Source organism: Paenibacillus sp. PL91, from assembly GCF_012935325.2.
Taxonomy (GTDB): domain Bacteria; phylum Bacillota; class Bacilli; order Paenibacillales; family Paenibacillaceae; genus Pristimantibacillus.
The window spans coordinates 87374-111117 of sequence record NZ_JABBYG020000014.1 but is presented as its reverse complement, the minus strand read 5'-3'; the positions used below and the strand labels follow the sequence as shown (position 1 = coordinate 111117).

Here is a 23744-nt window from a genome sequence, read left to right as displayed (position 1 = left end):
GGAATTTGCGGGTTAGCTCTTTAAGAGAGCTAACCCGCAACATTCTTTAGAGGGAGGATCTATGAATAAAACCATCGGCAGCAACAAAAGACTTCTAAACCACGACCGGAAAAATATGCTATTGGCGCTTTTATTCATTTTGCCTACTGCTTATTTATTAATAAAAACGTTTGTTGTACCTGTATACGATACGATTATCTGGAGCTTCTATCATTACAATTTAATGGATGGCTCCACTCCTTATTATGTGGGATTTAAAAATTATTTGGACGTTCTAAAAAGCGCCGATTTCCAGATTTCGATGAACCGCACCCTTGTTTTTACTGTGCTATCCGTTTCGCTTGAGCTCTTCTTCGGCTTTGTCAGCGCCTTGCTGCTGAACCAGACGTTTAGGGGCAGATCGTTTTTCAGAGCCATCATTATTATCCCTTGGGCGCTGCTCACTCTCGTTAACGGTCTGACTTGGCAGTGGATTTTAAACCCAGGCTATGGCGGCTTGACGGTTTTATTGCATAAATTGCACATTCTAGCCCCGGATGTAAATCCGGTATGGCTGGCAGACCCAAGCCATCTGGTGTATTTCGTCGTGCTTGCGGACGCTTGGAAGATGACGCCTTTTATAACGATCATTCTGCTAGCCGGCTTACAAGCTATTTCCTCGGACCTATATGAAGCTTCCATGCTCGACGGGGCTAACTTTTGGAAAAAAGTATTTCATATTACCCTTCCGCAGCTTGCGCCTTCTATTATGATGGCTCTCGTCTTGCGGACAATGGGCGCGTTCAAAGTTTACGATGTTCTAACGGTATTTACCGGTGATGCGACAACCTCCGTCTCTTATTTAACCTTTAATAACGCGTTTCGCTATTTCTTTCTCGGGAAGGCATCTGCTATGGCGTGGATGACAGCAATCGTCATTCTGTTACTGGCTATCCTCTATGTTCGTTTGCTTAACAAAAAAGAATAATACTTCGCGGAGGTGAACCTATGCACTCGAAAAAAAATAAGTGGAATCAGATGTTCAAAGCGGCCAGCACCGATTTATTTCCGCCCTTTTATTTATGGATAGGCGTCATTTTGCTTGCCATTTTCACTTTAGTTCCTTTTATATACCTATTCTTATCCTCACTGTCTTTGGAAGTCGAGCTCATTAACGGACATCTGATCCCGCATTCGCCGACTTTGAAAAACTATATCGGCTTGCTCACGGGAAGCAATGCCATCGTGTTCCTTAGCGCATTAAAAAACAGCGTGGTCGTATCCGTACTGGTTACCGTAATCTCGATATTTGTTGGCGTATTTGCGGCGTATGCGTTCTCCCGAATTAATTTTCCATTTCGCAAAACGGGATTGTTTGTTGTGCTCGCGGTGCAAATCATGCCTTCGATCAGTATTATTACACCGTTATACATCCTTATTAGAGATGGGATCACACTCGATATTCCTTTTACAGGCATCGTATTGCTTCAAACGCCGCCCCTGCTCGACACGGTATGGGCACTGATTTTCTCCTATACCTCGTTCAGCTTGCCTTATGTGGTTTGGCTTCTGGCTGGATACTTCCAGACGATTCCGAAGGAGCTCGAGGAGGCCTCCTATGTAGATGGCTGCAGTCGAATTCGGACGATGTTCCGCATTATTTTGCCACTATCAATGCCCGGAATCGCGGCTACGGCGATTTTCGCCTTCTTGAACGCATGGGATGAATTTCTGTTTGCGAATGCCTTCACTCAGACCTACGCATCCAAAACGCTGCCCATCATGGTTGCTGAATTTGTCGGCAAGCACAGTATCGATTGGGGCTCCATGACAGCCGGCGGCTTCCTAGCTTCGCTGCCGCCAGTAATCATATCTCTCTTCTTATACAAATACATTATCGGCGGAGGAATGGCTGGCGGGGTAAAAGAATGACACAAAGCGCTTATATTCTTGGTGTCGACGGCGGCGGCTCTAAAACGTATGCAGTCATCGTCAATGGCAATGGCGATAAAATCAGCAGCGGAATATCCGGAGCTAGCAACCATCAAAGTATAGGGATAGACAAAGCTATCGCCCATATTAACGAGTCGATTGATCAAGCACTCCAAGCTGCCGGTCTGTCGCATTCGGATATTGCCTTTGCACAATACGGACTCGCAGGACTAGACCGGCAGCAAGATTACGGCATCGTCCGGCCCGCTTTATCCCAAATTCCTTTCGCCAATTGGGATATGGTATCCGACACTTTTGAAGGTTTGCGGACGGGAAGCACAAGCAACACCGGTGTTGTGCTCATCTGCGGTACCGGATCGAATGCAGCAGGCAGAAACGAAGCCGGCGAAACGGTGCAGGTCGGAGGCATCGGCTATTTGTACGGAGACAATCTTGGAGCAAATTATATGGCAACTACGATGTTCCGGGCGGCGGTCAGATCCTGGGAGGGCCGTGAAATCCCCTCGATTCTGCCGGATAAATTGCTCCAATACTTCGGCTTCCCTACGATGGGAGCTCTCATTAATGACTTCCTGGATCGGGACATCCAATACATTCGCGAAGGCAGATTGACCATATCTTTGCATGAAGCAGCGAGCGAAGGAGATACGCTTGCTATTCAACTGTTGAAAGAGGCAGGAAATGAACTGGGGATAACGGCGAATACCGTTATTCGCAAGCTCGGCGGCTTTAAAGGGAAAACGATTCCTATCGTTCTCGTTGGAAGTGTCCTTCAGAAGGGCCGCAGCCCTTATCTTCTTAATGAATTACGCAGAGTCCTGGAGCTGGATAATCCAAGCGTTGAATTGATTATTCCAGAGATCGCACCGGTATATGGCTCGATATTACTGGCTATGGATCATTTACAGATTCCAGCAACGGCTGAAACGATGAACAAGTTTAATGCAAACGGAGGATATGAATGATGAGAGAACCACATTTAAAAATAGCGGTCATTGGAGGGGGGTCTTCGTATACCCCGGAATTAATTGAAGGCTTTATTAAGCGCTACGAAGAACTGCCTGTTAAAGATTTGTATTTGGTAGATATTGAGGCAGGCCGGGAGAAGCTCGAAATCGTTGGCAGCCTAGCGAAGCGGATGCTCGAAAAAGCGAATGTACCGATTAACCTTCACCTCACGTTTGACCGCCGCGAAGCCATTCGTGATGCCGACTTCGTAACGACTCAAATGCGTGTAGGTCTGCTTGAGGCACGCGGTCGCGATGAGCGGATTCCGCTTAAATACAATTGTATTGGCCAGGAAACGACTGGCGCCGGCGGATTCGCTAAAGGCTTGCGCACCATTCCGGTCATTCTGGATATTTGCAAGGATATCGAGGAGCTTGCGCCTAATGCGCTCCTCGTCAACTTCACGAATCCAGCGGGCATGGTGACAGAAGCTGTGCTGAAGCACTCCAATGTGCGTACAATGGGACTGTGCAATCTGCCGATCGAAACCAAAATGCAAATCGCAAGCTTGATAGGTGTAGATGTATCCAGCATTGATATTGAAATGGTCGGCATTAACCATCTGAACTGGACGACTAAAATTTTAGTCGATGGCGTTGACAGAACCGACGATATTTTGTTCCAAGCTTCCGGCGATTCCAAATTTACGATGCAAAATATTCCCGGCTTCTCTTGGAGCCCCGAGTTTATCCAATCACTAGGCGCTCTTCCTTGCGGCTACCATCGCTACTTCTATATGAAAGAACAAATGCTTCAGAAGCAGCTGGAGGAAGTAAAAACGAAAGGAACTCGGGCTGAGATCGTGAAGCAAGTGGAAAACGAGCTGTTCGAGCTATACAAGGACCCAAGCCTTGCCGTGAAGCCAAAGCAATTGGAGCTGCGCGGCGGCGCTTATTATTCGGAAGCCGCTCTTAATTTGATATCTTCCATATACAACAACAAGAAAGACTGCCAGATTGTAAATGTAAAAAATAACGGAACCATCCCTTGCTTGCCTGACGATGCTTCTATTGAGGTCAATTGCGTGATTGGCTCGGAAGGCGCAAAACCTATTCCGCTCACAACACCGATGAATCCAAAAATACGCGGCCTTTTGCAAATCGTTAAGGCATATGAAGAGCTTGCCATCGAGGCAGCTGTTAAAGGCGACTATAATGCGGCTTTGCAAGCACTGACTATTCATCCTTTGGTTGGATCAGCAGATCTTGCGAAGCCTATGCTTGACGATATTCTTGCAGAGAACCGTGAATTTTTGCCTCAATTCGATAAATAATATAGGAAAGGGCGCAGCTCCTGTCGATGATCCATGACAAGAGCGTGCGCCCTTTCCGCCTTATTTCTTCCCGTTGTGCCTCATAAGTGATTGCTTCCTCACAGTAGAGGATCGCACATTCATTTGCTCTCTATACTTGGTCACTGTTCTACGTGAGATCAGCAGCCCCTCGCTTGTAAGAAGCGAGGCAATTTGTTGATCCGATAAGGGTGAATCCGGCTTCTCAGCCGCTATATATTCACGAATTCGCTCCTTCATATAAATAGCCGAGACCATTGTCCCGTCAGCATGCTTGATTGAGGATACGAAAAAATATTTGAGCGCATACAGCCCCCACGGCGTTCGAATATACTTATGATTGATCGCTCGGCTGACCGTTGATTCATGCATGTGCAGATCATCGGCAACTTGCTTCATGGTCATGGGGCGAATATGGGAGACGCCTTTCCTGCAAAACGCCGCCTGCAGCTCAAAAATAACGGCGGCAGCTTTCAGCAGCGTAACCTTTCGGCGCTCGATGCTGCCCATTAATTCTCTCGCCGCTTGCCAGTTTTTTTTCAAATAGCGGTGGACATCCTTTGAGACATTCTGCTCCATTATGCTTAAATAGGATGGATTGATGGTGATGTGCGGAAGTGTGGATGGGTCAAGAAATACTTCAAATTTCCCATCCACCTGCCTAAGCTGAAGATCGGGAATAATATATTGCGGCTTCTCCCTGCCGTATAATGCCCCTGGCCTTGGATGAAGCGAACTAATTTTCTCGATGGCTGCCTGAATGTCCGAAAGCTCTGTTCCGTAATTCTCGGCAAGCTGGCGCAGCTTTCCTTGCGCGATGGTGAGCAAATCATGCTGAATAAGGTTAATCACCAAAGAATCACTCTCCTGCTGCTGCCGCAATTGGAGAATCAGGCACTCTGCTAACGTCGATGCGCCCACACCATGCGGCTCAAAGCTCTGAATGATGCCGACAGCGTCGCTTACCTGCTTATAGGAAGCTCCCTTCAACGCGGCAATCTCCTCTTTGGAATGCAGGAGATAGCCCTTGTCATCCAAATTTCCGATCATCCATCTGCATAGGGAAAGTACAGCGCGATCAAGCTTCATGTATGCGAGCTGCTCAAGCAACACCGATTCCAAGGTCGTCTCGCTTGCATGCTCGACATTCAGCCACCAGTCTGGATTAGTGCTGCCTACATGGCGATTCATGGAAACTTCCTTCGACGGCTGCAGCTCGATAAAGGGATTATCCGTCGCTTGCTGCTTCATGAATTCATTTAATTCCAAGGAGGACATCTGAAGGATTTCCATAGACTGCCGCATTTGCGGCGTAAGCTGCAGCTTCTGCTGCTGTTGAGCAGCCAATGAGATGTCCACGCACATTCCTCCTCATTTTTTGTAAACGCTTACTAATTATTATATTCGCTTTTTTATCTCTATTTCCATCATAAAATAAACCCTGCTCTCTTCTACAAGAAAGCAGGGTTTTCATTATAGTGAATAAGTGCCTATCTTAAAGACCCAGCACGCCCCGCTCCTCTTCGGTGAACATCCTCGAGCGAGTCAGAAAACGCCGTCCTTCCGGCCCTTCCAGCGAGAACATCCCTCCTCTGCCGGGTACTACATCAATAATAAGCTGCGTGTTCTTCCAATAATCGTATTGAGCCTTGCTCATATAGAATGGGGCATCGCCTATGTCCCCAAGCCATACATCGCTGTCGCCGATCAGAAACTCTCCCTGCGCGTAGCACATCGGAGAGCTGCCGTCGCAGCAGCCGCCTGATTGATGGAACATGACCGGGCCATGCTTTGCCTTTACCAACTCAATGAGCTCCAGTGCGGCATCGGTAGCGACAACCTTGCTCACTTCTATCGTCATCGCAGCACTCGCTTAGAAGAAGCCCAGAGCGTCGGGGCTGTAGCTGACGAGCAGGTTTTTGGTCTGCTGATAATGCGAAAGCATCATTTTGTGATTCTCGCGTCCGATGCCTGACGTCTTATAGCCGCCGAACGCCGCATGCGCTGGATAAGCATGATAGCAGTTCGTCCATACGCGCCCTGCTTGAATGCCGCGTCCCATCCGGTAGGCAGTATTCATGTCGCGCGTCCATACGCCGGAGCCAAGCCCATAAAGCGTGTCATTGGCGATTGCGAGCGCCTCCTCCTGATCCTTGAATGTCGTGACAGATAGAACCGGTCCAAAAATCTCCTCTTGGAAGATTCTCATTTGGTTATGGCCCTTCAGCACGGTTGGCTGAATATAGTAGCCTTCGGAAATATCGCCCTCGAGCGCTGCGCGATTTCCGCCAATGAGGCATTCAGCCCCTTCCTGCGCGCCGATATGAATATAGCTCATAATTTTCTCTACCTGCTCAGTAGAGGCCTGCGCTCCGATCATCGTATCCGTATCAAGTGGATTGCCTTGCTTAATAGACGCAACCCGCTTCAATGCTCTTTCCATAAACAGGTCATAAATCGATTCCTGTATGAGTGCGCGGGATGGACTCGTACAGACCTCTCCTTGATTGAGCGCGAACATCGTAAACCCTTCGAGCGCTTTGTTGAAGAAGGCGTCATCACGCGCGACCACGTCCTCAAAGAAAATGTTCGGCGACTTGCCGCCTAGCTCCAAAGTAACCGGGATCAGATTCTGCGAGGCGTACTGCATAATTAAACGGCCCGTCGTCGTCTCGCCGGTAAAGGCGATTTTGGAAATGCGGCTGCTCGAGGCCAGCGGCTTGCCGGCTTCAAGCCCGAAGCCGTTCACGATGTTCAGAACGCCCGGCGGCAGCAAATCTTGGATAAGCTCCATCAGCACCAAGATGGATGCCGGCGTCTGCTCAGCGGGCTTCAGGACGACCGCATTGCCTGCCGCAAGTGCCGGAGCGAGCTTCCAAGTCGCCATGAGCAGCGGAAAGTTCCACGGTATAATTTGACCGACGACGCCTAGCGGCTCGTTGAAATGATAAGCGACCATATTGTCATCTAATTGGCTCAGTGAACCTTCCTGCGCGCGAATGCTCCCCGCAAAATAGCGGAAATGATCGATAGCAAGCGGCAGATCCGCTGCTAGCGTCTCCCGAACCGGCTTGCCGTTATCCCAAGTCTCGGCAACCGCCAGCATCTCTAAGCTTACTTCCATCCGGTCGGCAATTTTATTCAAAATGACGGCACGCTCCGCAACTGACGTGCGGCCCCATGCATCCTTGGCAGCATGCGCTGCATCTAATGCCAGCTCGATATCCTCTGAAGTCGAGCGCGGCACTTCACAAAAAACGCGGTTATTTACAGGCGACGGGTTGTCAAAGTACTGGCCTTTAACAGGCGCCGTCCATTGTCCGCCGATAAAGTTTTCATACCGTTTTTTAAACGCAAGCTTTGATCCGTTTTGTCCAGGTTGTGCATAAATCATATAGCTCAGCCTCCTTAAAATGGATTACGATAATTATATAAGCAAGAATCGTGCCAACTTATGGATTGGCGGCAAACCAGCCTTTTGTGTAAGCGCTTCATAATTGTTGTACCGCTTTGATACATGAGAAGTGTTTCATTTCGGAACATTCTGTCTTCTTGCTCTCCATTAATAAAAGCAACTATGGTATGATCGGGTTAGGATACCGATTGCGCCTGGAGGTGTATATTTTGCTATCAGTGGAAAATAACTTTTTATCCGAAGCGGCGGCGCTTTCTTGGAAGCGCTGTCACGAATTAGGTTTAAAGCCTACCGACCCCATTGACGATGACATCTTAACCGGAAGCCGCATTCAGCCTCTACTCAGGCAAAACGAGCAAACGATTCAATACACGGAGCAAGTATTCGAGCATATGCACGCAGCCATCAAGCAATCCGGCCAAATGGCACTGCTTATCGATCCGCAGGGAACGATCATTCACACCGTCGGAGATGCGGATTTCGCGCGCCGGGCGGTAGCCGTTCAGCTGCAGGTAGGGGCCAATTGGGCGGAGAAAAGAAAAGGTACTAATGCAATCGGCGTCGCCATCGCGGAGAAGAAGCCCGTGCGCGTACATGCCGAGGAGCATTATTTCAGCTCCAATCACTTCTTGACCTGTGCTTCTGCTCCCATCTTCAATGCAATCGGCGAGCTGATTGGTGTCATCAATATTAGCGGCAAGCAGGAGCATTACCACGCCTATACATTCTCGCTTGCCAGCATGGCTGCCCTCTCCATCCAAAACAAAATATTGCTGGAGGAGTCGAAGAAGGAGCATCTCATCACACTAAGAGAGCTAGACTACTCCTCACAAAATCATCCTTTGCCGCTGCTCTCCCTCAGCCGGGATAACCGTATCCTGCGGGCTAATCAAGCGGCCCTTCGCATCGTCGGAAGCGGCGCAATCGGCCAAGAGCTAACGAAGCTGGACGGCTTCTCGGTGGAAACCGTTCATAATGAGCATCAAAGGCTGTGGCAATCCGTCTCTATTCGGAAGCAGGAAGCAAGCGAGCATCGTTTGTATGCATTTCGAGATATTGTCGGCACATGTCCAGCGATCATACAGAAGAAGGAGCTCGCCCAGAAGGCGGCAGCAACCGATTTTCCTGTCCTATTGCTCGGCGAAAGCGGCGTTGGGAAAGAATTGTTCGCGCAGTCCATTCATACCGCAAGCAATCGGTCATCGGAGCCGTTCATTGCACTGAATTGCAGCGCGATCCCGGACAGCCTCGTTGAGAGCGAATTATTCGGTTATGCTCGCGGCGCTTTCACCGGCGCGAACAAGGATGGCAGCGCCGGGAAATTCGAGGCGGCGCATAAAGGCACTATTTTTCTAGATGAGATTGGGGACATGCCGATTCGCGCACAGGCTGCTTTGCTTAGAGTGCTTCAGGAGAGCATCATTACGCCGGTAGGCAGCACGAAGAGCAAAAGGGTTGACATTAGAGTCATCGCAGCGACGAATAAGGACTTGGCCGCGGAGGTAAAGGCGGGCAGGTTCCGCGCCGATCTCTATTATCGGCTGAAAGGGATACACATTACGCTGCCGGCATTGCGGGAAAGAAGCGATATTTTGACATTGGCTGTACATTTGCTCCAAAAGCATGCTTCGCCATGCCCCTTCCTATCGGAAGCAGCACAGCGTAAGCTTATTGCCTACAGCTGGCCAGGCAACATCAGAGAGCTTAACGGTATTCTTATGCAAGCGGTCTTTCTAGCGGACGGACAGGCGATTGACGCTGAGCATTTGGCGTTCGAAGAGCAGGACTCAGCTTCGCTGGCCGAAGCAAGCAAAGATCATCCGCTCACGCTAAGAGAGGCAGAAATCGCGGCTATTAAGCAGGCGCTAAAGGCCTCGGAGTGGAATCTAAGCAAGGCAGCTGGACAATTAAAGATCGGAAGAACGACTTTATATCGTAAAATCGAGGAGTACGGCATTACGATGTTTTAGCGCAAAGGGATTCTAGAGACAGCTATGGCAATCGTATCCGCCGCAGCGGTTTTGATGACTACAAAAACAGGGCTGTCCCCGAAATCCAAAAAAGGATTCGAAAACAGCCCCAATGTTAAACCTATTCGACGATCCTTTTGGATGCGAATGTGAAATAAATAAAAAACACACCGCAAACGACCCCAATGAAGCCATATCCGCCAAATACATCATATTTGGACGAGAAATATCCGAAGCCCAATCCTGTAAAGATGAGAAACGCATTTTCCCCTAAGGATTGAAAGGAACCCATCGTCGCCCTCATGGAGGAAGCGATCCGGTGATGCAAATAGCCGGCTGCCAGCGGCTCGATCATGCCGGCAAGCAAGCAGATGATGAACATCGCTGCCAATCCGCTGAAGTCTTTTATTACCGACAAATAGATGAAGCATAAAGCTAAAACCGCGGTTACTCCGGCCAACAAAAACCGGTAGTTAAATCTGTTCTTAAGCTTATAGGCCATCATACTGCCCGGAAGCCTGACTACAAACAGCGCTGCCGAGAACAGTCCGAAATAGATAACCGGAATGTCCAATCTATCCAAATACGTCTGCCAGAACTCATCGATGAAATTGATAGCCGCGCCTGTTACCATTCCCGAGAGCACAACGAGAAGCACGCCTTTGTTATCTCTAAAGAGGCGCAAGGATGCTGTCATATACACCTTTACCGGAATCTGCTCATCCTCTTCCTCCTGCTTGCCTCCGGCAGGCTCCACTAGCATTAGTGTGAAGCACAAGGAAACAAGCATGCTGACGAAGGATATCCAATAATTGAACGAGTACCCAAAGCGGCCTGCCAATAAGCTCCCGCACAAAGCAGCAATCATGATCGAGGAAATATCGAGCGCATTCATGCGGCCCACATATTTTTCGAACGATTGCGCTTTCCCCTCGGACGCCAAAGAATCGTAGAGCAGCGCACTCTCCGCACCGCTGCTTGCAGAGCTGCCAATCGCCGCCAAAAAAACAACAAGCGCGAAATGCCAAAACTCCGTTGCATACACCAAGATTAGAAATTCAAAGCAGCCTAATAGGGCTGACAATACGATCATGTGCTTTCGGCCCCACTTATCGGCCATAATTCCAGTCGGAATCTCGAGCAGCACAATCGTAACTGCAAAAATAATTTCCGTGAGGACGACCATCTGGATGGTCATGCCTCTCTCTTCCCAAAACAATCTCTCGATGACATAAGCAGGGATCAAATTGTAAAAGAATCGGATCGCGTAAAGCTTCCAAATATTTGGCATATAGCCCATGGCGCTGCTGCTCCTCTCATTAGAATGGCATGTTTCTCAACCATTAAATGGAGGTGCACGTGATCGATTTGCTGCTAAGGCTTAGCTGGGAGCTCTTGCATTGGCATGTGTCATTGCATCTTCCCCTTTTGATCGTATAGTTGTCGCTCATTCTTGCATGAATAACCTTATTATATCGCAAATCGAGGCAATCATCTCTTCTTTCATGCGACATGGCGAGCCGTTCAGCGCTATGAATAGAAATGATTTTCAGCTTTGCATCCGTTCCGATTCGTTATAGGTAATGGACATATGTATAATACCCCCGCTTTTAAAATCATGAATAAGAGCGTTGTATATCCTCATTTTGGATGCTGCCTCTTTTTGTATTATACTTTGTCATATAACTAATTGTACTGGAGCTGAGAATAACCATGAAAACGGAGATTATATCCCGATTTATCACTTACGCACAGGTTGAAACGCAGTCCGATGAGAGCGTCGATACTTGCCCCTCCACGCCAGGACAGCTGGAGCTAGGCCATATGCTGGTAGAAGAATTGAAAGCAATCGGCATGCAGGATGTTACGATAGATGCGAATGGCTATGTCATGGCAACTCTCCCGGCCAATACGGATAAGGATATCCCAACGATTGGCTTTCTCGCCCATGTCGATACCGCTACCGATTTCACCGGAGCTGGCGTAAAGCCCCAAATTATTGAGCAATACGACGGGCAGGACATCATCTTGAACGAAGCGCAGCATATCGTGATGTCGCCTAGCGATTTTCCGGAGCTGACCGGCTATAAAGGCCATACGCTGATTACAACGGACGGCACGACCCTGCTTGGCGCCGACGATAAAGCCGGCATTGCCGAGATCATGACAGCGATGGCCTATCTTATTAGCCACCCCGAGCTGAAGCACGGCAGAATTAGAGTTGCCTTCACTCCGGATGAAGAGATCGGCAGAGGACCTCATAAGTTTGATGTCGCCGCCTTTGACGCTGTCTATGCTTACACGATGGACGGAGGGCCGCTTGGCGAGCTTCAATACGAGAGCTTTAACGCGGCAGGCGCCACCATTACGTGCAAAGGCAAAAACGTTCACCCTGGTACAGCCAAGAGCAAAATGGTCAACTCTGCCAAGATTGCTATGGAGCTTCATGCGAAGCTGCCTGCGAATGAGGCGCCTGAACATACAGAAGGCTACGAAGGCTTCTACCACCTGAGCTCCATTCAGGGCGACGTCGAGCAGACGCAGCTGCGTTATTTGATTCGTGATCATGATCGCAACAAGTTTGACGAGAGAAAGCAAGAACTGACTCGCATCGTCGATGAGCTGAAGGCGAAATACGGGGAAGAGCGTTTGGAGCTCGTCATCAAAGACCAATACTTCAATATGGGCGAGAAAATTGAGCCTGTAAAAGAAGTCGTCGACATTGCCGAGCAAGCGATGAAAAATCTCGACATCAACCCGATTATTCAACCGATTCGCGGTGGTACAGATGGCTCCCAGTTATCCTATATGGGATTGCCGACACCGAATATATTTACAGGCGGAGAAAATTATCATGGCCGCTTTGAATACGTTTCGGTTGATAATATGGAACTGGCTGTTAAGACCATCATCGAAATCGTCAAGCTATATGAGCAAAAGGCTTAGAAGAAAATAAGGCATCTTGCATGCCGATATTTCATAACTCAGGCTGCCGCATTCTATTGCGGCGGCCTTATTTGCCATTGCACTTCACTCCGCCTTCTCGTTATAGGTGCAGATCGTATACAAGGAATCGGCATTATCGCGTGCCTAGTGCGTTAGAGCAGCACCCTGTTCTCTAATATATTTTTCATGCATATATGGGACTTTGAAGGGCCGATCTGGGCAAGCGAATCTTGAAAAACGGCGATTTCCTCTACCGTTGACGTTTGTATTTTGATGAGATAATTAAACTCGCCGCTAATGCGAAATAAGTCCGTTACCTCTCTGGCTGCCTCGCAAAAATCGACTAACTCTTGGCAATGCTCTGTCTTGATCAGAATAAACGTGGTGGTGCCCCGATTCAAATTTCGTAAATTAAATTGTGCCGCATACTCGGAGATAATTTTTTTATCCTCCAGCTTTAACATTCTTTCTTTAACCGAAGGCTGGGACATGGCGATTTCTTTGCTGATTTGAGCAATCGATATTCGCGCATTATGCTGAAGCAATTGCATAATTTTTTTATCTATATCGTCGATTTGATGATCCATAGCGTGAGCCTCCTGATCGGAATACATAAAGTAAGTTTTTTACCCCGAATTAACTTATATTCTATAATTACTTTACTACTAATTCCTCATTAATACTATGTAACCTGTCATTTATTGTCTTTATAATAAAGGCAGCTTAAATAGGAGGGGTGATTCGAGAATGAGCGTAAAAGGCCTAGCTCATGTGGCGATCCAAGCCCAGAATTATCAAGCAACCGTGGCATTTTATACGCAAGCGTTAGGGTTTAAAATGGGCATCATTGGAGCCTTCCATCCTTTCAGATCAAAGAAGCCTCGATGCTTATTTCGCCTGATCAAAGGACCTGCATTGAAATTTTTGATAACGAAGCGGTCATCCCTGCTCAAGGAAAAAAAGCTGCGTCAGAACAAGATATTGCGCATGGAGCATTATTGCATCTCGCCTTTTATGTCGATCATGTAGATGAAATGTACCAGAAAGCACTAGCTCATGGGGCGAAGCCCTTTATAGAGCCAGGTGAGCTCTCGCTTGGCGAGCCTCCGCTGCTCGTAAAGAACGCTGTCGTTTATAGTCCGAATGGTGAAGTAATCGAGTTTTTGCAAGAGGTTGATTTTGATCGGTCCATCTAGGAAAAAGCAAAGAAGAAGAAGATTACATCACCTGTTCGTGATCTCGTCTTCTTCTTTTCTCATGCTCAGATAAATATAGAGACCGACAGCTTTTCACTCAATCTTTAAAATAAATGTCTTGATTATACGACCAGGAAGCTAAATAATATGAAACAGGTCTAATTGACCTGCCTTGCATCATAGCTTACGATTGGTGCTTATTCATATACAGCAGAAAGGTTGACTTTTACATCATGGAGTTATCTCAACGTATTACCAGAAAGCAAGCCGTTAAGGAACCATTCCCCATCTCGATCCTATCCCTTACCGTTGGCGCCTTTGCGATTGGAATGACTGAATTTGTCATCATGGGTCTGTTGCCTAATGTCGCCGAGGATTTGCATGTCAGCATCTCCGCCGCAGGACAGCTCATTACGATGTATGCCCTCGGGGTAGCGATTGGCGCTCCGATACTGACCGTCCTCACCCACCGAATCCCGCAGAAGAAGCTGTTATGTCTGCTTATGGTGTTGTTTATAATCGGCAACGGCATTTCTGTTATCGCTCCAAGCTACGCCGTACTAATGGGAGCCCGCATTATTACCGCATTGACGCACGGAACCTTCTTCGGAGTTGGGGCTGTTATCGCCTCCAACCTTGTACGCCCGGATAAACGAGCCGGGGCCGTATCCATTATGATGGCGGGTCTAACTATCGCAAATATAATCGGCGTTCCTCTGGGTACGTTTATCGGCCAACATATGGGGTGGCGCTCCTCGTTTGGTGCGATTGCCATTATGGGAGTTTTAGCCCTCATCGGCATACTGATCTTTATTCCGAAGCTCCGGCAAGAAAAACCTGCGAGCATCGTTCAGCAGATTTCCGCTCTAATCAAGCCTAAGCTCATGCTGTACCTGTTAATCGGAGCGCTGGGCAACGCCGGCCTTTTCGCCGTATTTACTTACATTACGCCACTGCTTGTTCAAGTCGCCGGCTTTGCCGAGCATAGCGTAACTTGGATCTTAGTTCTTTTCGGCATTGGAGTAACCATCGGCAATATCGTCGGCGGGAAGCTTGCGGACTGGAAGCTAATGCCCTCAATCTTGGGACTTTACTTTGCGATATGTGTACTCCTTACCATTTTCACCTTCACCATTCATCATCCCATCGCTGCCGTGTTAACTATTTTCCTTTGGGGCGCTGCTTCCTTCGCTGTATTCCCAGGACTTCAGATACGCGTTATGAGCCTGGCAAAAGCAGCACCTGCACTTGCCTCTACCTCCAGCCATTCAGCCGGCAATCTAGGAAATGCGGCCGGCGCTTTCATCGGCGGATGGGTCATTACCCATTTGGCGATAACCGCTCTCCCATGGGTCGGCGCCTTGCTCGTTGGAGTCGCTCTTGCTTTGGGGCTGACATGCTACATTTCAGAACGCAAGCACACTGCGGTGTAATCCTATAGCATACAAACAGCCCCAGCTTCGCTTAGAAGCTGGGGCTTTATTTTATCGTTTACCATAATGATACTGGTTTTGTGGATAGTATTGTTGTTGGTGCTGAGGCATGACATTCGGTTGGTTAGCCATGTTGGGATGTACCATGTTGGGAAGTGGCATGTTAGGTAGCGGCATATGGCTCTGCTGCTTATGTGCTGCTTCTACCTGTGCTCCTGCCACACATTCATCTGTAGGCCCAATAATGATCGTTTGATTATTTAGTGGCTTAAGCGTTTCCCTTAATAATTCAGGATCCAAGCAATACGTATGGGCAAGAACTTCTATTGGCGTTTTCGTAAGTATATCTGAACCGAAAATATACTCTGGATATGGAGCATCAAAAATAGCGAGCAAGTGAGTATCATCGATTAGCGCTACTTCCCAATGCCACCAGCCCTCCGGAATATTGGCCACTTGTCCTGGCGTGATCGTAATATTGGAGAGTTGGTTGTTAAAAGGATTGATTAAGGAAACCGTCGCTTTTCCCGAAATACAATAAACGAGCTCTGCTGCATTTTGATGATAATGCGGCTCAACGACACGTCCTTTACTCAAATAAATATCAAGCAAAGAAACGTTGCCCAGCGTATTTAGGTTATCACGGCCCAAACGGTTAATAAAGTTTTCATTGTTTCTAGTCATTAAACGGTTCTTATTGATATCAAAAAAATACTGAACACCTGGTCTCGTATACTCCACAAAAGGGTTAGTCAAAGGTAACAACTCCAATTCCATCTTAATCAATATCCCTTTATGGTATGCAATGGATGATGATGCGTGACAGATGACCATTTTTGTGCCCTATTCCGTGTGAAAATTACCCTTTCCCGCAAACGCCGTAAAAGAACATATGAACCATGCCTTCGAGAAATTTATCCAAATCTCCGCTCTTTTGCGCCATATCGAGCAAGGTTTCATACTGATTCATATACAGCTGTATAAAGACCAGAACATTTTCAATCGAAACGTCCTCCGATATTTCGCCGCTTTCTTTCCCTTCCTTAATCATCTGAATCGTCAAAGGGATCGCTTTATTTTTGTATTGCTCTTCAATATATGCGGTTAGCTCATGATCCTCGCTTATAAGCTCCTTGATAACGCCAAGCGGCAGCTCTCTATAGGCCTCTTTCTCCAGAAAGATGATATACGCGATCTTTTCCTTTAAGGAGTGGCCCGCCTTCATATATGCCTCAAAATCAGCGGTTCCCTTATCCAAATAATCTTTGATCACTTCCCGAAGCAATGCTTCCTTGCTGCCAAAATAATTATAGATCGTGACCTGCGAGACGTTAGCCAGCTTGGAAATATCGGCAATCCGAATCCGCTTCGGGTCTGAGGCCTGCAGCATGCCCAAGGTCGTTTTCTTAATCTTCTCTTTGATTTGGTTAGCTCTTCTCTCAAAACCATTCATCACTGTTCACCCTAATTCCATCGGTTATTATGTAGTTTATGAAATAATACCACATATATATTTCATAAAACAATTGACGACGCGGATGGCCGGGTATATTATAAATATGAAATTTGATGTTATTAATATTTCATTTCTTTACTTCTGGAGGTGCCAACATGTTGACCGTTCAGCATTTGACGAAAACATTTTCAAACGGGAAAGGCATTTTTGATGTTTCATTTTCGGTGAAAAAGGGTGAGGTTTTCGGGTTTCTGGGACCAAACGGCGCGGGGAAATCGACAACGATCCGGCATATGATGGGCTTTATGAAGCCAGACAAAGGATATGTGCAGGTGAACGGGCTGGACACTTGGCGGGAACAGGGAAAATTTCAAGCTTGCGTCGGCTATCTGCCTGGCGAGATATCTTTTTTTGAAGGGATGACCGGCAAGACGTTTCTGGATTTCATGGCTAACATGCAGGGGTTAAAAGACTTCGCCAAGCGCTCTCGCTTAATCGACCGTCTGCAGTTCGACGTCAATACGCCTATTCGAAAAATGTCCAAGGGCATGAAGCAAAAGGTTGGCATCGTTGCCGCATTCATGCATAACCCTGTAGTGATCATTCTGGATGAACCGACTTCGGGCCTTGATCCACTTATGCAGAAGGTATTTATTGATATTGTGCTGGAGGAGAAGGCGCAAGGGAAAACCTTCCTGATGTCGTCGCATAGCTTTGCTGAAATCGAGAGAACCTGCGACCGGGCAGCAATCATCAAGGACGGCGTCATCGTTGCCGTGAAGGATATCCATGAGCTGCAGTCCATGCAGCGGAAGCTGTTCGAGATCACCTTCGAGAGCGATGAAGATGCGAATTCCTTCCTACGCTCCGGTTTGCTTATCGAATCGCATGACGGGAATCGGGTGAAGGTTGCCGTTCAAGGCAATTACGATACATTTATGGAAGAGACGGCAAAGTACAAGGTGCGCAATATCGATATATTTACTCAAAATCTAGAGGATATATTCATGAACTACTATGATCGCAAGGAGACGATGAAATGAATGTCACCTTATATAAACAGATGATGAAAGTGAACATGAAGAGCTTTATGAACTATTCCTTCGGCTCTGCGTTTTATATCCTTCTTATGCTTTGGTTATATCCCGGCCTTGCCAAAAACACGAAAGCGATCGATGAGCTGGTCAATTCGATGCCGGAGGGTGTAGGGCGCGCCTTTGGGCTAAATGGCTTTGGAAGCGCTGAAGCCTTCATCTCGGGGGAATACTACGGATTAATTTTGGTGCTCATCCTCGCTATCGTATGCGTCCAATTATCGACACAGCTAATGGCGAAGTTGGTGGATCAAGGCTCTATGGCCTATATATTGTCCACTCCGACGACAAGAGGGAAGGTCGCTTGCACGCAGGCAGCCGTTTTGACGACCGGACTGTTTCTCATTATAGCCATTACGACCATTGCGGGCCTTGTCGGGAGCGCATGGTTCCTGGGAAGTGCTTATGCATTTGATACGATCAAATTCATTCAGATGAATATCGCGGCGTTTCTGCTGTTCTTTGCGGTCGGCGGCATTTCCTTCTTGGTTTCCTCTCTCTCCAATGACGAGAAGAAGGCACTTTCTATTTCCGGATTGATTACGTTCGGATTCTTCAGTCTGGATCTGCTCGGCAAATTCAGCGAGAAGATCGAATGGATGCGTAATATTTCGATCTTCTCCTTGTATCAGCCCGGCGAAATCGTAAACGGAAATGCAGGTTTAGCTGCTTCCTCCATCATTCTCACCGTTATCGGATTGGTTTCGTTCGGTCTAGCTATCCTGCTATTTCAAAAACGCGACCTGCCTTTATAGCAACTGCGCTCCCGCTAAAACAAACAAGCTCCAAGTCCGCGTAGGGCTTGGAGTTCTTTTTTCTAATGAGACTTCTCAACCTTGGCATAAGCCTCGCGATCAACAAACAGATGTGCGTTCGAATGAAGCTGAAGCACGCTCGCAGGCAGCGTATTTACGACTGGGCCTTTGACGGCTTCAAACACAGCATCCGCCTTCTTCGGCCCGTTCGCGATCAATATCGCGCTATTCGCATTTAAAATATGCTTGATCCCTAGCGTGATCCCTTTCGATAACACACGCTGCTCCTTAAAATATTTTTGCCCCACCGTGCTGGTCACCGCGTCGAGCTCCGATACATGGGAGTGTGACTCAAAGGATACGCCTGGCTCATTAAATCCAAGATGCCCGTTCACTCCTATTCCCAGCAATATGAGGTCGAGGCCCCCATGCTCGTTAATTACCGCATCGATTTTGTCGCATTCGGCTTGAAGATCATCTTCTTTGGCATTGAACGCATGCACCTGCGAATCTGGAATGCCTGCCGGGCTATAAAATTGATTGTAGAGGAAATGAATACAGCTGCCTTCATCCTCACGACCAAGCCCTGCCCATTCATCAAGCCCGACGAAGGTGGCTTTGCTAAAATCTACTCGTTTGTCCTTTGCAGCCTGCACAAGCAATCGAAATATTTCTCTTGGCGTATCGCCGCCGGGGAAGCAGAGAAGGGAATCCGGCTTAGCATGGACGGCTTGGACGATCTGTTCGGCAGCCTGCTGAGACATTTCCTCGTAATCTTTGGACACTACAATATTCATGATTCATCCGCTCCTTATTCGCACTAAAATGAAGCAAAATGTGATTAATTCACTTCTTGCAGCTTTTGAAAAGCATAGGCGACTGCGCCGAGCCCGCCAGCATCCGTTCCAAGCACCGCTAGCTCGATATCTGCATGATTAGGCGTAAAGTTTAATACGTTCTTTTTAATCTCGGCCATCACGACAGGCATGGAATCCGAAACTCCACCGCCAATAATGATTTTCTCGGGATTGATTAAGCTGCATACATTGGCGAGGGCAATAGATACTTGTCGGATAAATTTTTCAATAATAGCTACTGCTTTAGGATCATGCTTTGCGTACTGCTTAAACAGCTCCTCAGGAGCGATCCCATGCCTCGAGAGACCAGTGCCGGAATTCTTATTCTCGAATGTTCCGAACTGCCCAGGCTGGTTGGTCAATCCGTTCTCTACATCGTCATTGTCGATAAAATATCCGATCTCTCCCGAGGAGAAGTTATGCCCTTCGATCAGCTGCCCATTATAAATAATGGCCGAGCCAACCCCCGTTCCAAAGGCGATAAAGTACATATTTGGAGACATGACCCCTGACCCTAGCCACCGTTCCCCAAGTGCTGCGCACCGAACATCGTTATTGATAAATACGGGGAAGCTGAATTGCTTTTGCATGATGTCCTTCAGCGGTACGTTCTGCCATCCTAAAGCTGGGGCATCGATCACTTCACCCGTAGCCGTGTTCGTCATTCCCGGGACGCCGACGCCCATTGCAATGATTAATTGCTGATTTACTCCTGATTTTAAAATTGCCTGATTAATGGTCGCTATAATTTCATCAATATCCGCTATCGTCTTCATTTTCTCTTTAAATACGATTTCTCCATCCAAATCCGTAATGACGATAAAAATCTTGGTTCCCCCAATATCCACTCCAACGCCGTAAGCCGATTTTGGGTTAAAACCGAGTTGAATGCCTCGGCGCCCACCCTCTTTTGTAGAGCTGCCGAAGCCTTTTTCAATCACGACTTCTTTATTTAATAGATCATCGACGATCGCTGATACGGTAGAGCGGGCAATGCCTAATTTTTTCGAAATGTCAGCTCTGCTGATGGGCTGCTCGGCACGAATTAACTGCACGACTTGCAAAAAATTAGAGCTCATTGTTAGTTGGGAAGTTGTATTCTTATCCATATTTCATTCCTTTCCAATTGCCAGTTTGTTTGTTCGACAATAAAACAAACTACTTTATAATGATAATGCAAACGATTTCATATTTCAACCCTCTTTTTTATGAAATAGAGGGGCGAGGGTTTGGAGGGTTTGCACATCTTCTCACGATAAAATATAAAAAAAGCCCGTAACGGCCTAAGTTGTAAGCGCCATTCGAGCTTTACTTTCTACGTGTCATCTTCATTTGCACCGAGAGAGTTTATATTTTTTTAACAAATTCGGATTTTAATTTCATAGCTCCAAAGGTATCGATTTTGCAATCAATATCATGATCGCCATCGATCAACCGGATATTTTTTACTTTCGTGCCTATTTTAATCACCAATGAGCTGCCCTTTACTTTAAGGTCTTTAATGACGGTTACAGAGTCACCATCGTTCAATACATTTCCATTGGCGTCTTTGACGACCTTTTTGTCTTCGTTATTTTCGTTTTCTGTTTGTAAGCTCCACTCATGGCTGCATTCCGGGCATATAAAAAGACTTCCGTCCTCGTACGTATATTCGGAGCCACATTCCGGGCAATTGGGTAAGCTAGACATGTTCTCATGTCCTCCATTCATAATTGTTCATTTTAAATGCAGTCCCAAGTATATCATTTAGTGGTCGTAAGATCATATCATCTCGTAGTAACTTTTCTTTCACTTACTATATAATATTTCAGCTCTTACGGAAGACTATATTTTCAGCTATACTTTCACTTGAATACCTTTTCATTGAGCCTCAATATTGCTGATAATGCGGACTATTGCTGCGGTGTATGCAATGAACTGAGTGAGATAAGGCGAACCACATCCCTATATGCGACAAAACCTTCAAGCCAGGTTAACCAATCACTAAGGAGGATTACAACCAATCATGAGAACAATTAAACTAGGAACCAGTACATTAGAGGTGCCTGTTGTAGCAGTCGGCTGTATGCGAATTAATTCGCTGGACAAGACCGAGGCTGAGCAATTTGTCCAAACCGCGCTAGACGAAGGGGCAAACTTCTTCGATCATGCGGATATATACGGCGGCGGAGCATGCGAGGAAATATTTGCGGATGCCATCCATATGAATGAGAGCATTCGTGAGCAAATCATCCTGCAATCCAAATGCGGCATTAGACAGGGCATGTTCGACTTCTCCAAAGAACATATTTTAGATTCCGTAGACAACATTTTGAAGCGGCTTAGAACCGACTATTTGGATATTCTGCTTTTGCACCGTCCGGATACGTTGGTCGAACCGGAAGAGGTAGCAGAAGCGTTCGATATTCTTGAGAGCTCGGGAAAAGTACGCCATTTTGGCGTTTCCAATCAAACTCCGATGCAGATCCAGCTGCTGAAGAAATTTGTGAAGCAGCCGATTGTTGCAAACCAGCTGCAGCTTAGCATCACCAATGCCAACATGATTTCTAACGGCTTCAACGTAAACATGGAAAATGATTCGGCTATTAACCGCGATGGCAACATTCTAGATTATTGCAGACTGAACGACATCACGATTCAGCCATGGTCGCCTTTCCAATACGGATTTTTTGAGGGCGTATTCCTCGGAAACGACAAGTTTCCGGAATTAAATCAACAAATCGATGAAGTGGCAACCAAATACGAAGTTAGCAACACAACGATTGCCATCGCATGGCTCTTGCGCCATCCTGCGAACATGCAGCCTGTCATCGGTACGATGAACATCGACCGTCTAAAAGATTGCATTAAAGCAAGCGACATTCATCTGACACGCGAAGAATGGTATGCGATCTATCGCGCGGCAGGCAACATACTTCCATAAGTGGTGTTTGACCTCTTGGAAACAACTAAAGCAACCTTAGGTCGTCATTGACCGAGGTTGCTTTTATTTTGGCTATGCCTGCCGGCTCCCGCCCATAATGAGCTCGCTCACAGCAGCATTCTTATTTTGAATGCGAAGATTCCTTCTCTGCGATATGAATATTGCGAAATAACCCAGCGCCGCAAGAATACAGATCATGACATCGACAGCGATCAGGTTCTGATAATTTTGAAAATAGTCGAAGGAAAGACCTCCAATTAACGCTCCCAATATGCCGCCTCCCTGATGGAAGAGAAGAAGGAAACCTGTTTGCTTCCCTTTGCCATTTGCCATTTCATTGATAATCAAGAGACCACCCGGAACCGCACTTAAATAAGTAATGCCGAACGTTATTGCAAAGATAATAGGTGAGCTGCCTAGGTGCATAAAAAGAAACGCAAAGCCCATAATGCGTATGCCATACAAAATGGTCATCATAATTAATTTATTATATCGATCCATAAAATAGCCAAAAATGAGCGAGCCTGTAATTTCCATAATGCCGAGCAGACTCATCGATAGGGCGATCATGCTCGGTTTTACTTCTGCTAATTGGTGGATGGCTACCAAATTCATTTCGACGGTTCCCATATTGAGGCCACAGGTGAACAGCGCAAACGCGACCACAACGAAGATCGGAGCATAAGCAAATCGTTTAGGCGATAGGGCAGTACCTTCTGGCTTATTTTGAGCTTGAGTCTCAGCATCGTTTTTTGACACGCCCGTCTGAGCTTTCTTCATATTGTTCCGCTGCGAGCTTTTAATCCCGAGCCAAATGACAGGGAATGTCACAAGAATGCCTAGGGCAAAAGAAGCCGTAAACGCATCCTTCCAAGTGAGCCAGCTTTCCGATACGAAGAGGGGGGTAATAACGGCTAATCCTACCGAGGAGGCGCTCGCCAGCAATGCCATCGCTTTAGCGCGATGATGACGGAACCATTCAAACATCAACATATAATTTGTACTCGACCCAATTCCAGCCAAACCAGAGATAACACCGTATCCGATAAAGAACACGAGGGGATGATGCCCTATCACGACAAGGCCAGTACCAAGCGTACCCATGACCGCTGCAAGCAGCATCACCTTCTTTGGGCCATAACGATCCACGAGCCAGCCCCCCAAAGGCGCACATAGCGCTGCAATCAATAAATTGGTTGACCATGCCATCGAAATGAACCCCCGGCTAATCCCTAAATCATCTGATATTTGCACTTGAAAAAAGGCCATGCTAAACCGAGTCAACGCACCAATAAATCCAATCATCCAGAGTGATCCGAGTCCAATCCAAGCATATTTGGATTCCTTGAACCATGTCGTGTCCATTATTCTATCCACCCCTGTCGCTCATAAAAGATACCAATTGGTATCTTTTATGATAACATGGATACGTTTTTTTGCAAGAGCGTAAATTCATTTGATATACTAC

General features: G+C 47.0%; 21 protein-coding genes and 1 pseudogene. 11 read left to right on the top strand and 11 right to left on the bottom strand.

Features of this window, described 5'->3' with window-relative positions:
* Nucleotides 1–61: 61 nt before the first annotated feature.
* From HI950_RS25915 to HI950_RS25900, 4 genes are read left to right on the top strand one after another with little or no spacing between them, the layout of a single operon-like run.
* On the top strand, nt 62–967 hold the full coding sequence (locus tag HI950_RS25915; protein ID WP_169084133.1) for a carbohydrate ABC transporter permease: 906 nt from the start codon (nt 62–64) through the stop codon (nt 965–967).
* A 20-nt stretch (nt 968–987) separates the two neighbouring features.
* Entirely contained in the window at nt 988–1911 is a 924-nt protein-coding gene (locus HI950_RS25910) for a carbohydrate ABC transporter permease (RefSeq protein ID WP_169084132.1), read from the top strand.
* Nucleotides 1908–2897, top strand: a complete 990-nt coding sequence (locus HI950_RS25905; RefSeq protein WP_169084131.1) for an N-acetylglucosamine kinase — start codon at nt 1908–1910, stop codon at nt 2895–2897. The genes HI950_RS25910 and HI950_RS25905 overlap by 4 nt, the downstream gene beginning before the upstream one ends.
* A complete protein-coding gene (locus HI950_RS25900; protein WP_169084706.1) occupies nt 2897–4213 on the top strand; it encodes a 6-phospho-beta-glucosidase in 1317 nt (438 codons plus the stop codon). The genes HI950_RS25905 and HI950_RS25900 overlap by 1 nt, the downstream gene beginning before the upstream one ends.
* A 60-nt stretch (nt 4214–4273) precedes the next feature.
* Here HI950_RS25900 and rpoN read toward each other — a convergent pair whose 3' ends face one another.
* The 3 genes from rpoN to adh form a co-directional block, all read right to left on the bottom strand.
* Complete coding sequence (gene rpoN, locus HI950_RS25895) at nt 4274–5590, bottom strand: RNA polymerase factor sigma-54 (protein WP_169084130.1); 1317 nt, start codon at nt 5588–5590, stop codon at nt 4274–4276.
* Between the two features lie 136 nt (nt 5591–5726).
* Complete coding sequence (locus HI950_RS25890) at nt 5727–6092, bottom strand: DUF779 domain-containing protein (RefSeq protein ID WP_169084129.1); 366 nt, start codon at nt 6090–6092, stop codon at nt 5727–5729.
* A 12-nt stretch (nt 6093–6104) separates the two neighbouring features.
* Nucleotides 6105–7625 (bottom strand): aldehyde dehydrogenase, encoded by a 1521-nt coding sequence (gene adh / locus HI950_RS25885; RefSeq protein WP_169084128.1) that lies wholly within the window; start codon nt 7623–7625, stop codon nt 6105–6107.
* Nucleotides 7626–7864: 239 nt separating this feature from the next.
* Between adh and HI950_RS25880 the strand changes: the two genes are divergently transcribed.
* Complete coding sequence (locus HI950_RS25880; protein ID WP_317618448.1) at nt 7865–9616, top strand: sigma-54-dependent Fis family transcriptional regulator; 1752 nt, start codon at nt 7865–7867, stop codon at nt 9614–9616.
* Between the two features lie 121 nt (nt 9617–9737).
* On the opposite strand, the gene HI950_RS25875 is transcribed toward HI950_RS25880, so the two are convergent.
* Nucleotides 9738–10916 (bottom strand): MFS transporter, encoded by a 1179-nt coding sequence (locus HI950_RS25875; RefSeq protein WP_169084126.1) that lies wholly within the window; start codon nt 10914–10916, stop codon nt 9738–9740.
* Between the two features lie 413 nt (nt 10917–11329).
* Between HI950_RS25875 and pepT the strand changes: the two genes are divergently transcribed.
* The gene (gene pepT / locus HI950_RS25870; protein WP_169084125.1) at nt 11330–12562 is read left to right on the top strand and encodes a peptidase T; all 1233 of its coding nucleotides are present in this window, start codon (nt 11330–11332) and stop codon (nt 12560–12562) included.
* Nucleotides 12563–12714: 152 nt separating this feature from the next.
* Here the strand turns inward: pepT and HI950_RS25865 are convergent, their stop codons facing one another.
* The gene (locus HI950_RS25865; protein ID WP_169084124.1) at nt 12715–13149 is read right to left on the bottom strand and encodes an Lrp/AsnC family transcriptional regulator; all 435 of its coding nucleotides are present in this window, start codon (nt 13147–13149) and stop codon (nt 12715–12717) included.
* Nucleotides 13150–13309: 160 nt separating this feature from the next.
* On the opposite strand from HI950_RS25865, the pseudogene HI950_RS25860 reads away from it, so the two are divergent.
* A pseudogene (locus tag HI950_RS25860) lies at nt 13310–13758 on the top strand (VOC family protein).
* A gap of 233 nt (nt 13759–13991) precedes the next feature.
* Nucleotides 13992–15191, top strand: a complete 1200-nt coding sequence (locus tag HI950_RS25855; RefSeq protein WP_169084123.1) for an MFS transporter — start codon at nt 13992–13994, stop codon at nt 15189–15191.
* Between the two features lie 51 nt (nt 15192–15242).
* Here the strand turns inward: HI950_RS25855 and HI950_RS25850 are convergent, their stop codons facing one another.
* Nucleotides 15243–15968 carry a cupin domain-containing protein gene (locus HI950_RS25850; protein WP_411268143.1) on the bottom strand — a complete coding sequence of 242 codons (726 nt, stop codon included), beginning with the start codon at nt 15966–15968 and terminating at the stop codon, nt 15243–15245.
* 82 nt (nt 15969–16050) lie between these two features.
* On the bottom strand, nt 16051–16644 hold the full coding sequence (locus tag HI950_RS25845) for a TetR/AcrR family transcriptional regulator (protein ID WP_169084122.1): 594 nt from the start codon (nt 16642–16644) through the stop codon (nt 16051–16053).
* 158 nt (nt 16645–16802) lie between these two features.
* On the opposite strand from HI950_RS25845, the gene HI950_RS25840 reads away from it, so the two are divergent.
* Together HI950_RS25840 and HI950_RS25835 are read left to right on the top strand one after the other, a co-directional pair.
* Nucleotides 16803–17690, top strand: coding sequence for an ABC transporter ATP-binding protein (locus tag HI950_RS25840; protein ID WP_169084121.1), 888 nt, complete (start codon nt 16803–16805; stop codon nt 17688–17690).
* Entirely contained in the window at nt 17687–18496 is an 810-nt protein-coding gene (locus HI950_RS25835) for an ABC transporter permease subunit (RefSeq protein ID WP_169084120.1), read from the top strand. Before HI950_RS25840 ends, HI950_RS25835 begins: the two co-directional genes overlap by 4 nt.
* A gap of 62 nt (nt 18497–18558) precedes the next feature.
* Here HI950_RS25835 and HI950_RS25830 read toward each other — a convergent pair whose 3' ends face one another.
* From HI950_RS25830 to HI950_RS25820, 3 genes are all read right to left on the bottom strand, one after another.
* Entirely contained in the window at nt 18559–19293 is a 735-nt protein-coding gene (locus HI950_RS25830; RefSeq protein WP_169084119.1) for a glucosamine-6-phosphate deaminase, read from the bottom strand.
* Nucleotides 19294–19337: 44 nt separating this feature from the next.
* Complete coding sequence (locus HI950_RS25825) at nt 19338–20408, bottom strand: ROK family transcriptional regulator (RefSeq protein ID WP_317618447.1); 1071 nt, start codon at nt 20406–20408, stop codon at nt 19338–19340.
* A 292-nt stretch (nt 20409–20700) separates the two neighbouring features.
* On the bottom strand, nt 20701–21042 hold the full coding sequence (locus HI950_RS25820) for a zinc ribbon domain-containing protein YjdM (RefSeq protein ID WP_169084117.1): 342 nt from the start codon (nt 21040–21042) through the stop codon (nt 20701–20703).
* 316 nt (nt 21043–21358) lie between these two features.
* Between HI950_RS25820 and HI950_RS25815 the strand changes: the two genes are divergently transcribed.
* The gene (locus tag HI950_RS25815; protein ID WP_169084116.1) at nt 21359–22276 is read left to right on the top strand and encodes an aldo/keto reductase; all 918 of its coding nucleotides are present in this window, start codon (nt 21359–21361) and stop codon (nt 22274–22276) included.
* 72 nt (nt 22277–22348) lie between these two features.
* Here HI950_RS25815 and HI950_RS25810 read toward each other — a convergent pair whose 3' ends face one another.
* Nucleotides 22349–23641: an MFS transporter gene (locus tag HI950_RS25810; RefSeq protein WP_169084115.1), complete on the bottom strand. Its 1293-nt coding sequence runs from the start codon at nt 23639–23641 to the stop codon at nt 22349–22351.
* Between the last annotated feature and the right edge of the window lie 103 nt (nt 23642–23744).

Excerpts from the sequence above, each read along its gene's own strand:
- HI950_RS25915 (WP_169084133.1), top strand. The coding sequence starts at position 62 with ATGAATAAAACCATCGGCAGCAACAAAAGACTTCTAAACCACGACCGG.
- HI950_RS25910 (WP_169084132.1), top strand. The coding sequence starts at position 988 with ATGCACTCGAAAAAAAATAAGTGGAATCAGATGTTCAAAGCGGCCAGC.
- HI950_RS25905 (WP_169084131.1), top strand. The coding sequence starts at position 1,908 with ATGACACAAAGCGCTTATATTCTTGGTGTCGACGGCGGCGGCTCTAAA.
- HI950_RS25900 (WP_169084706.1), top strand. The coding sequence starts at position 2,897 with ATGAGAGAACCACATTTAAAAATAGCGGTCATTGGAGGGGGGTCTTCG.
- HI950_RS25890 (WP_169084129.1), bottom strand. The coding sequence starts at position 6,092 with ATGACGATAGAAGTGAGCAAGGTTGTCGCTACCGATGCCGCACTGGAG.
- adh (WP_169084128.1), bottom strand. The coding sequence starts at position 7,625 with ATGATTTATGCACAACCTGGACAAAACGGATCAAAGCTTGCGTTTAAA.
- HI950_RS25875 (WP_169084126.1), bottom strand. The coding sequence starts at position 10,916 with ATGGGCTATATGCCAAATATTTGGAAGCTTTACGCGATCCGATTCTTT.
- pepT (WP_169084125.1), top strand. The coding sequence starts at position 11,330 with ATGAAAACGGAGATTATATCCCGATTTATCACTTACGCACAGGTTGAA.
- HI950_RS25865 (WP_169084124.1), bottom strand. The coding sequence starts at position 13,149 with ATGGATCATCAAATCGACGATATAGATAAAAAAATTATGCAATTGCTT.
- HI950_RS25855 (WP_169084123.1), top strand. The coding sequence starts at position 13,992 with ATGGAGTTATCTCAACGTATTACCAGAAAGCAAGCCGTTAAGGAACCA.
- HI950_RS25850 (WP_411268143.1), bottom strand. The coding sequence starts at position 15,968 with ATGGAATTGGAGTTGTTACCTTTGACTAACCCTTTTGTGGAGTATACG.
- HI950_RS25845 (WP_169084122.1), bottom strand. The coding sequence starts at position 16,644 with ATGAATGGTTTTGAGAGAAGAGCTAACCAAATCAAAGAGAAGATTAAG.
- HI950_RS25840 (WP_169084121.1), top strand. The coding sequence starts at position 16,803 with ATGTTGACCGTTCAGCATTTGACGAAAACATTTTCAAACGGGAAAGGC.
- HI950_RS25835 (WP_169084120.1), top strand. The coding sequence starts at position 17,687 with ATGAATGTCACCTTATATAAACAGATGATGAAAGTGAACATGAAGAGC.
- HI950_RS25830 (WP_169084119.1), bottom strand. The coding sequence starts at position 19,293 with ATGAATATTGTAGTGTCCAAAGATTACGAGGAAATGTCTCAGCAGGCT.
- HI950_RS25820 (WP_169084117.1), bottom strand. The coding sequence starts at position 21,042 with ATGTCTAGCTTACCCAATTGCCCGGAATGTGGCTCCGAATATACGTAC.
- HI950_RS25815 (WP_169084116.1), top strand. The coding sequence starts at position 21,359 with ATGAGAACAATTAAACTAGGAACCAGTACATTAGAGGTGCCTGTTGTA.
- HI950_RS25810 (WP_169084115.1), bottom strand. The coding sequence starts at position 23,641 with ATGGACACGACATGGTTCAAGGAATCCAAATATGCTTGGATTGGACTC.